The organism is Streptomyces sp. NPDC004629 (genome assembly GCF_042873595.1).
Taxonomy (GTDB): domain Bacteria; phylum Actinomycetota; class Actinomycetes; order Streptomycetales; family Streptomycetaceae; genus Streptomyces.
Genome location: NZ_JBIALO010000021.1, coordinates 149,118 through 161,233, shown reverse-complemented (window position 1 = coordinate 161,233; position 12,116 = coordinate 149,118). Strand labels below are relative to the sequence as shown.

Annotated in this window: 16 protein-coding genes and 1 pseudogene; 13 read left to right on the top strand and 4 right to left on the bottom strand. The window is 70.2% G+C overall.

What is annotated here, in order from left to right; all coding sequences use genetic code 11:
• Positions 1-424 precede the first annotated feature (424 nt).
• The gene (locus ACFYTE_RS29000; RefSeq protein WP_388716489.1) at positions 425-1,081 is read left to right on the top strand and encodes an SDR family oxidoreductase; all 657 of its coding nucleotides are present in this window, start codon (positions 425-427) and stop codon (positions 1,079-1,081) included.
• A 95-nt stretch (positions 1,082-1,176) separates the two neighbouring features.
• On the opposite strand, the gene ACFYTE_RS28995 is transcribed toward ACFYTE_RS29000, so the two are convergent.
• The 4 genes from ACFYTE_RS28995 to ACFYTE_RS28980 form a co-directional block, all read right to left on the bottom strand.
• On the bottom strand, positions 1,177-1,389 hold the full coding sequence (locus tag ACFYTE_RS28995) for a hypothetical protein (protein ID WP_388716517.1): 213 nt from the start codon (positions 1,387-1,389) through the stop codon (positions 1,177-1,179).
• Positions 1,390-1,472: 83 nt separating this feature from the next.
• The gene (locus tag ACFYTE_RS28990) at positions 1,473-1,973 is read right to left on the bottom strand and encodes a Dps family protein (protein ID WP_388716486.1); all 501 of its coding nucleotides are present in this window, start codon (positions 1,971-1,973) and stop codon (positions 1,473-1,475) included.
• Positions 1,974-2,459: 486 nt separating this feature from the next.
• A complete protein-coding gene (locus tag ACFYTE_RS28985) occupies positions 2,460-3,227 on the bottom strand; it encodes a GntR family transcriptional regulator (RefSeq protein ID WP_388716483.1) in 768 nt (255 codons plus the stop codon).
• Between the two features lies 1 nt (position 3,228).
• Positions 3,229-3,774 carry a GntR family transcriptional regulator gene (locus ACFYTE_RS28980; protein ID WP_388716481.1) on the bottom strand — a complete coding sequence of 182 codons (546 nt, stop codon included), beginning with the start codon at positions 3,772-3,774 and terminating at the stop codon, positions 3,229-3,231.
• Positions 3,775-5,187: 1,413 nt separating this feature from the next.
• On the opposite strand from ACFYTE_RS28980, the gene ACFYTE_RS28975 reads away from it, so the two are divergent.
• The 12 genes and pseudogenes from ACFYTE_RS28975 to ACFYTE_RS28920 all read left to right on the top strand — a co-directional run bounded on the left by ACFYTE_RS28975 (position 5,188) and on the right by ACFYTE_RS28920 (position 12,066).
• Positions 5,188-5,457 (top strand): DUF6284 family protein, encoded by a 270-nt coding sequence (locus ACFYTE_RS28975; protein ID WP_388716478.1) that lies wholly within the window; start codon positions 5,188-5,190, stop codon positions 5,455-5,457.
• On the top strand, positions 5,454-5,900 hold the full coding sequence (locus ACFYTE_RS28970; RefSeq protein ID WP_388716476.1) for a Pycsar system effector family protein: 447 nt from the start codon (positions 5,454-5,456) through the stop codon (positions 5,898-5,900). Before ACFYTE_RS28975 ends, ACFYTE_RS28970 begins: the two co-directional genes overlap by 4 nt.
• Positions 5,897-6,163: a hypothetical protein gene (locus ACFYTE_RS28965; RefSeq protein ID WP_388716473.1), complete on the top strand. Its 267-nt coding sequence runs from the start codon at positions 5,897-5,899 to the stop codon at positions 6,161-6,163. Before ACFYTE_RS28970 ends, ACFYTE_RS28965 begins: the two co-directional genes overlap by 4 nt.
• The gene (locus tag ACFYTE_RS28960) at positions 6,160-6,414 is read left to right on the top strand and encodes a hypothetical protein (protein WP_388716471.1); all 255 of its coding nucleotides are present in this window, start codon (positions 6,160-6,162) and stop codon (positions 6,412-6,414) included. Before ACFYTE_RS28965 ends, ACFYTE_RS28960 begins: the two co-directional genes overlap by 4 nt.
• Positions 6,411-7,085: pseudogene (locus tag ACFYTE_RS28955) on the top strand (protein spdB); the annotation flags it as partial. The gene ACFYTE_RS28960 and the pseudogene ACFYTE_RS28955, both read left to right, overlap by 4 nt.
• A gap of 410 nt (positions 7,086-7,495) precedes the next feature.
• Positions 7,496-7,843 (top strand): RRQRL motif-containing zinc-binding protein, encoded by a 348-nt coding sequence (locus tag ACFYTE_RS28950; RefSeq protein WP_388716468.1) that lies wholly within the window; start codon positions 7,496-7,498, stop codon positions 7,841-7,843.
• A gap of 2 nt (positions 7,844-7,845) precedes the next feature.
• Positions 7,846-8,163 carry a hypothetical protein gene (locus tag ACFYTE_RS28945; RefSeq protein WP_388716465.1) on the top strand — a complete coding sequence of 106 codons (318 nt, stop codon included), beginning with the start codon at positions 7,846-7,848 and terminating at the stop codon, positions 8,161-8,163.
• A 161-nt stretch (positions 8,164-8,324) separates the two neighbouring features.
• The gene (locus ACFYTE_RS28940; protein ID WP_388716461.1) at positions 8,325-8,627 is read left to right on the top strand and encodes a hypothetical protein; all 303 of its coding nucleotides are present in this window, start codon (positions 8,325-8,327) and stop codon (positions 8,625-8,627) included.
• A 95-nt stretch (positions 8,628-8,722) separates the two neighbouring features.
• Entirely contained in the window at positions 8,723-10,849 is a 2,127-nt protein-coding gene (locus ACFYTE_RS28935) for an FtsK/SpoIIIE domain-containing protein (protein ID WP_388716458.1), read from the top strand.
• Positions 10,850-11,055: 206 nt separating this feature from the next.
• Positions 11,056-11,547 carry a hypothetical protein gene (locus ACFYTE_RS28930; protein WP_388716455.1) on the top strand — a complete coding sequence of 164 codons (492 nt, stop codon included), beginning with the start codon at positions 11,056-11,058 and terminating at the stop codon, positions 11,545-11,547.
• An 11-nt stretch (positions 11,548-11,558) separates the two neighbouring features.
• Positions 11,559-11,741 carry a hypothetical protein gene (locus ACFYTE_RS28925; protein ID WP_388716452.1) on the top strand — a complete coding sequence of 61 codons (183 nt, stop codon included), beginning with the start codon at positions 11,559-11,561 and terminating at the stop codon, positions 11,739-11,741.
• Positions 11,742-11,760: 19 nt separating this feature from the next.
• Entirely contained in the window at positions 11,761-12,066 is a 306-nt protein-coding gene (locus ACFYTE_RS28920; protein WP_388716449.1) for a hypothetical protein, read from the top strand.
• Positions 12,067-12,116 lie beyond the last annotated feature (50 nt).

Here is a 12,116-nt window from a genome sequence, read left to right as displayed (position 1 = left end):
TCTGATCAGCGTCTCCGACGGACACCTCCCGGGCCCGGTGAACACCACCCCCCAGGTCATGCCTTCGACAGGGGGACACAGTCATGCCGGGCCCGGAGGCCAGCGGCCCTCTTGCAGGACCGCGAAAAAGATAACGGGGACAGAGGGGCTGGGCTGGGGGGGTGTGGGGCCGGGAGACGGCGGGCCGGGGCGGCGCCGACCGGCAGGGGAATCGGGTGGAGCGGGGGGAATCGGGTGGACGAGGTGAAGGGGAGCGAGGGGAAGGGGAGCGCTCGATACGGGCTCGCACGCGGGGCGCTCGCCGCGAAGAGACCGGCGGCCGACAAGGGGTGCGCGCCGGGCCGGGAGCGGCCCATGCGCTCGACGCGGGAACCGGGCCGAACTCATGCGGCGGATGCGGCTCTTCGGGCGTACGGTCGGAAACATGCGCATTGTCATTGCAGGTGGTCATGGTCAGATCGCGCTGCGGCTGGAGCGGCTCCTCTCGGCCCGCGGGGACGAGGTCGCGGGGATCATCCGCAAGGCCGAACAGGAAGGCGATCTGCGGGAAGCCGGTGCCGAACCGATCGTCCTCGACCTGGAGTCGGCCTCGGTCGAGGAGGTCGCGGAGCGGTTGCGGGGCGCGGACGCCGCCGTGTTCGCGGCCGGCGCGGGACCGGGCAGCGGCACGACCCGCAAGGAGACGGTGGACAAGGGTGCGGCGGTGCTGTTCGCGAGCGCGGCCGTCCAGGCGGGTGTGCGTCGCTTCCTGGTCGTCTCCTCGATGGGCGCGGACCCGGCGCACGAGGGAGACGAGGTCTTCGACGCGTATCTGCGCGCCAAGGGCGCGGCCGACGCGTACGTGACCGGCCTGGACGCACTGGACTGGACGATCCTGCGCCCCGGCAGGCTGACGAACGACCCGGGCACCGGCGTGGTACGTCTGGAGGCGCACACCGGGCGCGGCTCTGTCCCGCGCGCGGATGTGGCCGCCGTACTCGCGGAGCTGGTGGAGAGCCCGGCGACGGCCGGTCTGACGCTGGAGCTGATCGGCGGGTCGACGCCGGTGTCGGTCGCCGTGAAGTCGGTGGCGGGGAACTGAGGCCGCCCGCGGCCCGTTGGACCTGTTGACCGGCAGGACCCGCAGACCTCGCAGGACCGGTCGGCGTCACCCGGCAAAATCCATCAGAAGATCCATCAGAAAAGGGGCAACTGCCCGGGGAAGTCCGGCACGGCGTACCCGTCCAACGTCGGCTGGGCCGCGTCCAGTTGAGCCTGTCGCCGTGAGCCGGCGCACGAGACGAGTTCGCCGCTCTCGCGCGCGCCGGGCGGGTCGTGCCGCGCGAAGCGTCCCGCGACGACGGCGATGTCACGACGGCACACCGGGCAGGTTCTACGACGGGAGGCCATGGAGCCAGTCTCCTCCATGCCCACGCGATCCCGGCCGCGCGCAGGAACCGCCGTGGCGAACACGGGCAACGCGGGGATCGGTATCAGCCGGTCCGGTTCTCCGCGCTGATCATCCAGGCGTGCTTCTCCAGGGAGTCGATGATCGCGTGCAGCAGGTCGGCGGTCGAGGGATCCTCGTTGTCGACCTGGTCGTGATAGGTGCGCACCGTGTCGACGGTGGCACGCAGGCGCGCGGTGACAAGATCGACGACGGCACTCACGCTCACCTCCCCCTCCGGGAACGCGGGCAGTGTGGTGTTCGCCGCCACGGTGTCGGAGCGACCGTCCGGCCAGTGGTCGAGAGCACGCATGCGTTCGGCGATGACGTCGGCCGACTCCCGGGCGTCGTCGACGATTTGATCGAGTTGCAGATGCAGGTCACGGAAGTTGTGGCCGACCACGTTCCAGTGGGCCTGCTTCCCCTGGATGTGCAGTTCGACGAGATCCGCCAGGATCTGTTGCAACGCCTGGGCCATCTGCCGTGAGGCTGTGAAGCCGCTGACATCGGCCTCCGAACGCCGGGAGCCCACAGAGGAAGCGGTCATGGCATGTCTCCTTTTGGCAGCAGTGCACAGCAACACCCGGAACGGGTGACCCGTCTCCCTACGTGATCAAGGCTACGTAGGTCCCCCACCACCGCCACCGCGCCTGATCCGCTCGGGCGACGTCCCTTCCGACAGCAACGGGGGGACACCACGCCCTGTTGGCACGGCTGGGCTCTTTATGATCTTCGTCACGACACCGGGCCCGTCCGAAGCGGCTCCGGACCCGCGCCCTCGACGAGGGGGAACGCGCACGAGCGCCGGCCCCTCCGCCCGGCCGGGCCGGGTCGCGCGCCGTGATCACACGACGAAGGGCCCGTGACCTGTCGTCTGACAGATCACGGGCCCTTCGTTCCCGTGTGGCGGCGCCAGGATTCGAACCTGGGAAGGCTGAGCCGGCAGATTTACAGCGGGCCCCTTTCGGTACCCCTGACCTGCTGTCTTCCCGGCGATCTCCTCATCCGGGGAACACCTGGGGGAATGCTCGGGTCAGACGAACTCGTACTGAAGCTCATACAGATGCCCCGCCTTGGCCATCACCGTGACCTCAATCGGGCGTTCGTCGTCGCTGTAGACCACCCGGAACGTGCGAAGCACGGGTAGGTCGCTGGGCAATTGCAGGGCCTCGAACTGCTCCTGAGTAGGCACACGGGCCGACACTCGATCCACCGTGTGGCGCGGCGGGTACCCCATCCCGGCGAGCAGGGCGGGCGTTCCGCCGCGAATCTTCCGTCGCTCGGTCATCGCTGTCCCCCTGGCAAGCTCGACAGGGTAGTAGGACTTCACCAGTTCAACTGGCACGTCGTCATACGAGAGGACTTGGCTCCTCATGACGGCCGTTCCCCCCTCGCTCAGCCCGAGCGCTGCGGTCACGTCCGCTGGTGGCTGCACTTCCGCGACCTCCAACAACTCGATGCTTCCGCGTTTGCCTCTCCTGCTGGCCACGGTGAGCCATGAGTACTGCTCACCAGGGGGTGCAGGCTGCCCGGTGTCGGCCGGTCGGATGGTTTCCTGCCGGTGCTCCCGAACGGTGACGCTCGCACCGGCGCGGCCGATGACGAGTCGTTCATCCTTTAGGACTTGGAGCGCCTTCTGTACGGTCGCGTTGGACGCCTCGAACCGATCCTTGAGCCGCTGAGTCGACGGGAGACTGACCCCGGGCGGGAGATCGCCCGACATGATCTCGTCGCGCAGATCGGCCGCGATGCGCTCGTGAAGGGGACGCCGATCGTGGGCGTCCTGCTCTGCCTTGGGCACGTCAGCTCCTCGGTTCGAGTTCGTAGCAAAGTCGCTGCCCGCTTGCAGGGAAGACGGACACGTCAACCTGGAAGGGCCGACCGGCGACATCCAGCGTCACTCGGGTCATGCACAGAACGGGGACCGTGTCTGCGAGGACGAGTACTCGCCGCTCGGCCTCAGTAGGCATCCGCGCTGAAACCTCCTCGCGGACGCGATGCGCGGTGTAGCCCAGTTCGGCGAGGAGCGTGACCGCGCCACCCCGAATCTTGGCGGTCCCCTCCAGTCGCGTGCCCCGGGCCACGTCCACCGGATAGTAGGTGTCGGTCAGCTCGGTCGGCTGGTCATCCAGATAGATCACCCTCTGTCGCACTACGACGTCAGTGCCGCCCTCGATCGCGAGCAGCGCCGCTACCTCCGCGGGCGCGGGCACCTCACCAGCCCAGACGATGCGCTGACTGCCCACACCCCCCTTGGCTGCGGCTTCGTCCTGCCACGCGTCACCCTCGCCCTTCGCCCTGGGCACCACGTACGGCACCGAGCTACTGACCCAATCACTGCTACTCATCTGGTCCCCATCTCAGGCCGTTCGGCTGCCAACCTCACTGCTTTACACGGTAAGCGATACGCCCACCACCCCAACCTTGCCACCTTTCGCGAATAGCGATACGGTCAGTCTATCGCCGCCGCGCATGCGGAAGCGAAACGGAGGGGCCTTCTTTGGGCTGCTTCGAGCTGCACGACCGCAGAGCGCCCGGCGGGTCTCGTGAGGACGAGAGCCCCTCTGACCAGGGGTTACCGCGCTTGCCGGGGAGGGTCTGTTCCTTGAGAACTGCATAGGTGGGTCCCGTCTCCCCGAGTCGAAAAGACGGACCGCGCGGCTACGTCGCGCATCGACCTCTCCGCAGCTCATCTGCTGCGGCCGGTTGCCTCCGCTGCGCGTCTCGTACGTGCAGCGCTGAGGGGAGCCGGAAGGGTTCCACACAAGAGCGGTCCCTCGGGTGGCACCCCGGGGGACCGCGTACAGACACCTGTGTTGGAGGCATCTGTAGTGCTGAGTCTGACAGATCAGGAGCGCGACGAGTTGTCGCGGAAGAACGCTGAGCAGAACAAGCGCAGCGAGGACAACGCCCGTGCGCGGGGTGGTCGTTGATGGCCGACACCGAGCACGGGAAGACCAAGCCGCCGCTTCCCGTCCGTCCCCCTCGCCCGCACCCGCACGCGGCCGGTCACCCGGCTGCGGGAGCTCCCGCGGGGGTGTGCTGATGGGGGCCGACCCGGCGGCATGGCACCTGCAAGCCCACGCGGACGCGTCGGCCGCTGACCTCAGTCGGCAGGACCCTGCGCCGAGTGCGGCTGAGCTGGCCTGGCAGCAGCAGGAGATCCGCACCGCCTACGAGGATGCGGCTCACCTGACCGAGCAGCCCCGCTAGCACCTCTCACGGTCCGTCCCGGTCCGCAGCTCCTCTGCTGCGGCCGACTGCCTCTCCCGCCCGTACGGGCCCTGCGTCATCGGGGTCCGGACGGGCGGGGGCGCGGGGAGTCGGAGCTACCGGCTCCAACGGCAAGTACCACCAACAACCGTCGACAGCTGGAAGGACCCGTCATGCGGTACGTCCACAATGCGCGCAGCTTTTTGACCAAGAAGGGTCTGTGGATGTGGGAGTGCTCCTGCGGACGCAGGTCGGCGCGAGGGCACGCCTGGGATGTGAATCTCAACAACAAGATGGCCCATGAGCGAACGCACCTCCAGACGCGGGCCTGACCTGCCACAACGCCGGGCCCGCATACATCCCAGGCGTGAGCCGGGGCTGAGCTTCAGGCCCGCCGGGTCATGGGATCCGGCCCGGCTATCGACTGTCCCACGCTGCCCGCCGCACCGCCGATGTGCGGTTTCAGTCCACAACGGCGCGCACCCCCGGAGTTGCAGCTCCGGGGGTGCTTTCGGGCCGTTTCCACCTACTGAGGAGAACCACGACCCATGAACCCCATCGTCACTGTTCAGGACGCTGTTACCGCGTTCGCCGACCGGATCGAACCGACGGCCGCGGAGCTGGACGCGATCGAGCAGGAGATGCCGCTGATCCTGGCGGACGTCGACCTGATCGACGCGCAGATCATCACGCTCGACCGCACCCCGAACGAGCTGGACACCCGCCGTACGCGCCGTGCCCTGGCGCGGGTGCTTGCCGAGCGTGCGGTGCTCGCCAACCGCACCACCGGCCGCGTTGCCCCGGGCGGTGCCGCGTGAGCGCCGCCGACGCGAACCTGACGGCCGCGCACGCTGAGGTGAAGGCGGAGATTGCGCGGACGGACAACAAGACTGCCCTGTTGCTGGCGTTCGTCGGTGCGGTGCTGGCCGGTTGCTGGACGGTCGCCCGCGGGCTGCCGCTGAACCTGCCCGCCGCGATCGTCGGCGGTATGGGCACGGCGACGTTGGTCGCTGCTGCGGGACTGCTGCTGCGGTCGGTCCGTCCGAACCTGAGCGGCCGGCACGGCTTCCCGCTGTGGGCCACCCTCACCCCCGACGAGGTCAGCGAGGCTGTCTCGCGTGACCTTGCGGCGGACATCGCCGGACTGTCCCGGCTGGCCGTGGTCAAGTTCATGTGCCTGCGCCGCGCCGTCGACCTCATCCGGGCCGGCGGGGCCCTGCTCATCCTCGCCGCCCTGCTCGCGGTCGGGGGTGCGGCGTGAACGACGACACCCGCGAGTTCCTGGCCGCCGTCCTGGACGCCATCAGCATCCCCGCACCGGCCACCTTCGCCGACCGCGAAGCGTTCCGGCTCCTGCTGGAAGACCGTGTGCTGGACGCGGTCATTGCTCTGACCGGCGCGTTGGGTGAGCCGCCGGCCGCTGACTGGGGGCTGGGCTGGCACACCGATTACCTGCGTAAGCAGCTCGCGAAGAAGCCGCCGACCACCTACCGCCACTACGGCGCGGACGGGGGTGCGGCATGAGCGAGCCGTTCGTGATGCCCGCTGGCGGGTGGCACCCCGCCGGGTTGGCGAACCCCAACATCCCGTGGCGCTACGTGCGCAGCCGGACCGGTTTGCTCCACCTGCGCGCTCAATACGGCGTGGTGGAGGACGACGGCCTGTCCAAGACGATGGCGGCTTGTGGCGTGGAGGGCTCCAGCATCTACGTCACCCCCGCGATCGGACCCGAAGGTCGTCCGCTGTGCAAGCGGTGCGTAAGGACGGTGGCATGAACGCCAAGACCGTGCTGCCCGCTGTCGCGATGACGGCGGTGTCCATGGTGCTCACCCTGGCCGTGGTCGTGATGTGGCTGGGCACGGCGATGCCGTGGCTGGTCGCGCTGGTCGTCGGTCTCGGGATCGACGGGGGATGGCTGGCCACCCTCGCCTATGAACGACGCCTCGCCGCGCAGGGCGACCACTCCCGCACCGTGACCGGCGTCGGCTGGTCGTTCGGCCTGATCGCGACCGGCGTCCTGATCGCCCACGCACTCACCGCCAATCAGTCCGTGGGCGCATGGCTGGCCGTGGCCTGGCTGCCGATCGCTGCCAAAGCCCTGTGGCTGGTCCACGGGCTGTGGGAGCGGACCGCGCTCACCCCGGACGCGCTCGACCAGATCCGCGACATCCAGCAGGATGCACGGGACCAGGCGGCTGTCTCCCGCGCCAGGCTCCGGGCGCAGGCTGGCACCGAGGAGACCCGGCTGGAGGCCGTGACGGAGGCAGGGGCCCGCGTCGCACGGGTCCAGGCCCGGACAGCCGAGCGGCTGTCCGGAGCGTGGTCGACGCTGGAGGCCGCCCGCCAGGGCGACGGCACCGGCCGGGCACTGGCCAGCGTCACACCCGAGTCCCACTGGGAACTGCCGGTATGGGGACCGGTCGAGCCGGTGACCGCGACCCTGGAACACGACCAGGTGGACACGCCCGCGGCCGTCGCCCCCGCGCTCACCACGGGCGAGGCACACGACCAGGAAACCGACCCTGCCGTGTCCACCATGACATCGCAGGTCACCGACCCCGCCGCAGCCACCTGGGAGAGCGAGTCCCGCAAGCAGGTCGACTGGCTGTTCAACGGCACCGCAGGGCCCATGCCGACCCGGACCGTGGACGCCACGGACAAGCCGCTCCCGACCGAGGTGGACACCACCCCCGCGCCTGCGGAGCGACTGGACGCCACCGCCGCCCGCGCAGCCATCGAGGCAGCATGGAAGAACGGTCTGACCATCCGTGAGGCAGCGGTCGCGGCCACCCGGTCCGCGTCCTACGTGGGCAGCATCTACGCCCAGCTCGCCAAGGCACGCGGCGCCGCCGCCTGATGGCCGCGCTGCCGGTCTTCCGGTGGCATCTCGCACCGGACGGATACGCCACCTACCGGCAGCTCCGGGCACGCGGCCTGCGGCCCGGCGGTCAGGGTGTGGCCGCGCAGCTTGAACGGCCGCGCCGCCGCCGGGGCCCGCTGGTGGCCTACCTGTACCGCGTCGACGCTGCCAAGCCCGTCCGGCCAATGACGCCGGCCAAGTGGGCGGCCCTGGCCAAGGCGAATGCCGCCCGCCGCCTGTGCCCGCAGTGCCGGCGCGATGCGGGCTACGTCATCCCCCCGTCGCTCGGCACCTGCACTCCCTGTGCCTTCCCCGATCCCTGCGACCCCCTGAGGAGTTCCTGACCATGGGCAAGCCCGATACCCGCCGCCTGGACAAGGCGATCCGGGAGACGACACGCAAGCTGGAAGCGGTCCGTAACCGGGAGATGTGGCCGCTGGACGGCCGTGAGCGCCGCGCTGTCCTCGCCGCGTTGGCGGGCGGTTCGTACCGGATCGTGAAGGGCCGCAGCGCCGGCGGTGCGGAGCAGCGGATCGATGCGGCATGGAGTGCTGCCGAGACGCGGCTGACGGCTGAGATGGCCGCGTTGCAGGCCGAGCGGGTCCGGATCGTGACGGAGAACGCGAAGGTCAAGGCCGCGAAGAAGTCGTCGGGGTGGTGGTGAGCATGGCCCGTGCCGCCCACTGCTGCGGTCCGACCCACGGAGGATGCCGTGAACTGGCTTGAGATCATCTGCCGCATCATCGTGCCAGCGGTGCTTGGCTGGCTCGCGGTGTGGGCCGGTATCACCCGTATCCCCTGGACGCCCGGCGACGAGGACGACCAGTGACCGACACCCGCTGCCCAGCCGCTCACCCCGACGACCCGACCCCGTGCGGGGGCCCGGTCGTCGTGACCGTGCTCGACGTCCGCAACGCTGGCGCGGACGGGTGCGAGCACCATGCCGCCCGCCTGCTGGCCTCCCTGCACCGGGGCCGCGTCTACGCCCCGCCGGACGCCCCCGAGGGCGCCGCCATCCGCGTGTTCAAGGCCGCGGACACTATCCGCCCGTTCTGCTGGATCGACGGCCCGCGTACCGACCCGTCCCAGCTCGGCCACGCCGAGAACCGCGCACGTCACGGCCGCTGATACCGCGTCCACCGCGCCCGCGCCGACGCACGGGCGCGGTGGACGCCCCCTCAACTTCCCGCCCCCGTACGGGGCAGTCAGGAGACCTCCCCATCATGAGCGGCACTGTCGTTCACCTGCACAAGAACACCGATCCCCCGGCCGGTGCGGATGCGCCGACCGTGCTCACCGTCGTCCCCGACCCGCCGCCGGCGCCGGTCGTGCCGTTGTGGGTGCGCTCCGGGCGTGCGCTGAAGACCGCGGTCACCCATGAGGCGACGCGGACCGGGGCCCGCGTGGTGGCCCGGCACGCCCTGTACGTGGCGGGTGGGGCGCGGATCGTGGCCAAGCGCACGTGGGACGGGCGGACCGCTGCCCGCTATGAGCGCATGCTGCGGGCTGCTGAAGCGGCCGGGAACCATGAGTCGGCTGCGGAGTGGGAGGAGCGGGGGCAGCGTTACCGCGAGGCACGCCACCGCCGTCGCATGGAGCTGCTGCACTCCCCGCTGGATGCCGCCAAGGGCGCGGCCGTGAGCGCCGGTATGGGCGTCGGCGGGCTGGTCCTGCTCGGTATTGCCATGGCGATAGCCACCAAGGACGCCACCGAGGTCGTCACGCCCCTGATGGCGGTCATCAAGTTCATCAACCTGATGATCACGATCGTTCAGGTGGTGTGGGGACCGGCCCTGGCGATCGGCCCGTTCCTCGCCCTGCTCGCCCTCTGGTCGGTCGGCAGCAAGCAGCAGGCCGCACCCGGGTGGGCGCTCCCCGCGAACGCCCGGTCGGGCGAGGGTGAGCCCATCACCCCGTCGATTGTGGTCAAGGCCCTGCGCGACCTGGGGGTTCCCGCGCTGCGTAACGCCATCAAGGAGATGGGCGACGCCGGCGCGAGCATGCTCGGGCCGATCCGGATCGCCGGATGCGGTGTGGAAGTCGACGTCACCCTGCCGTCCGGGGTCTCCACGAACGAGGTGCAGAACAAGCGGCGCAAGCTGGCAGAGAACCTGACCCGGCATGAGCACGAGGTGTTCATCACGATCCCCGAGGCGGCCCGCACGGTCCGGCTGTGGATCGCCGACTCGGGGGCGCTGGATGAGCCGATCGGCCCGTCCCCGCTGGTCACAGACGAGACCCTGACCGCGAACTACAAGACCGGCAAGGCCCCGTGGGGCCAGGACCTGCGCGGCGACGCCGCCGCCTTGAGCCTGTATCAGCGCCACCTGCTCATCACCGGGTTGTCGAACCAGGGCAAGACCGCTTCCCTGCGGGCTCTGGCCCTGTGGCTGGCGCTGGACCGGTCGGTGCAGTTCTGGATCGCCGACCTGAAAGGCATCGGCGACTGGGCCATGTTCGACGGCATCGCACAGGTACTGATCGAGGGACCCTCCGACGACCACGTTATCCAGGCAACCGAGATGGTCGAGAACGGGGTCGAGGAGATGAACCGGCGGATCGAGACCCGCCGGATGGACCCGACCGCCGTCTTCCCGCCCCTCATCGTCCTGGTGGACGAAGCACAGCTCGCGTTCATGTGCCCGGTCGTCGGCGACGACAAGCGGCCCTACGGCGGCGCCAAGGCCACCTCCCGATACTTCATGGCCGTCCGCAAGATTCACAACCAGGGCCGTGCGGTGGATGTGCTGATGTGGCAGGGCACGCAGGACCCCACCGACCAGAACCTTCCCAAGCTGGTCCGCGAGGGCGCCCACACCCGCGCCTCCCTCGTGGTAGGCACCGAGTCTCAGGCGGAGATGGCGCTCGGCGCCAAAGCCGTCAACGCCGGCGCGGCTCCGCACCTGCTGCGCCAGGGCCTGGACAAGGGAACCCTCGTGGTCGCCTCGGACGGCATCACCATCCCCGCCGGGCAGGCGTCCATCACGGTCCGCACCCACTTCATCGGTGACGAGCCGGCAGCCGAGATCGCGGAGCGGGCCAAGGCCCTGCGCGACGGCACGACCACCCTGCGCACCGTCGACCGGGGCGAGGAGCGTGATCCGCTCGCCGACGTCGCCGACGTCATCGGCGACGCACCGAGGCTGCGGACCAACGAGGTGCTGAAGCGGCTGCACGCGCTGGATGCCAAGGCGTACGGCGACGAGTGGACCAACGACCGGCTGAAGCAACTGCTGGAGGAGCACGGCGAGGAGCCGAAGAAGTCTCACGGAGTCATGGTCGTCCACCGTGATCACGTCCTGCGGGCGCTCGCCAACCGCGACATGGACGGTTCCGCTTCCGCCTGCTGATCACGGGGAGGCAAGCCGTCCCGCACAGGGGAGGCGGGGAGAACTCCCCAACCGCCTCCCCACCCCGCCTCCCCCGCGTTGATCAGCGGAAACACCGTTTCGGGGAGGCGGGGAGGCGCCCCAGGTCAGAGCCCCGAACCCCCCTCTGAAGCCACCCGGCAGGGGGTGCCCCCGCCTCCCCAACCGCGTACCGGAAGGGATTCCGCATGTATCCCGAGCACACCCCCAGCACGGTCCGCCCGGACACCCGGATGACCGACGACGAGGCAGCAGCCGAAGCCGCGCGGATCATCGCCGACGCCTACCGGCCCGCACCCCAGACCCCCACCGCACACCGCGACGACAGCCCGGTGCCCGCCTACGGCAGCGCCCCGCCCGTCGCACAGCCGGGCCGCCCGCCGATGAGCCAGGGCGCCACGGACGCGAGCGTGCTCATGCTCGCCGGCGGCGCCACCACCGCCATGATCGGCGGCACCGCGTCCGTGCTCATGTACGTGTCCCAGTTCGCCGACCCGATCGTCTGCGCGATCGTCTTCGGCGCCCCGACCGCCCTGGTGCTCGCCCTCGCCCGGCTCGCCAAGCGCGCCAAGCCCGCCCCGGACGTCCATCACCACTACGAGGGGCCCGTCTACCAGGACCAGCGCAACGTGCGGAGCAAGACGACTGGCGTGTGGGCCAGGACCAACAACCAGCAGTGACGGAGAGGCCCATGAAGCGCACCTACCGCTGGACCGCCACCGTCAGCGACGGCAGGCACCACGACGGGGAAGCCGCCGGAACCGTCCGCGCCCGCTCCGAGGCCGCAGCCCGCCAGGCAATCGCCGAGTGGGTCCGCCAGGACGGTGCCCGCAAGAACCGCACCTGGGCTGCCACCCGCATCGAACTCAACTGACCAGGAAGGAACACCCTGCATGACCTCCCGTCCCCTGCCCCGGCTGCGCATCCAGGTCGCCCACTGGCCCCGTCGGGCCCTGGTCCTGACCGACACGCCCCGTCCCGACTGCCGTACGTGCGAGGGATTCGGCGGCATCGAGCACCCCTACGGCGACGAGAACGGCGAGTACGCCGGGAGCGACATCGAGTTCTGCGGCTGCTGGAACCAGACCTGCCGCTGGCTTCTGATGCCCCTGCCGCGTCGGCCCCGGTGGCTGCGTCGCCGTGACACCAGCCGGGACCCGTGGGGGCCCGGCGGCTACAGCGACGAACCGCCCTTCTAGCTACGCCAAGGGCAGCCCCCATCCCGCCAAGAACGCGGGGCTGCCCTTGT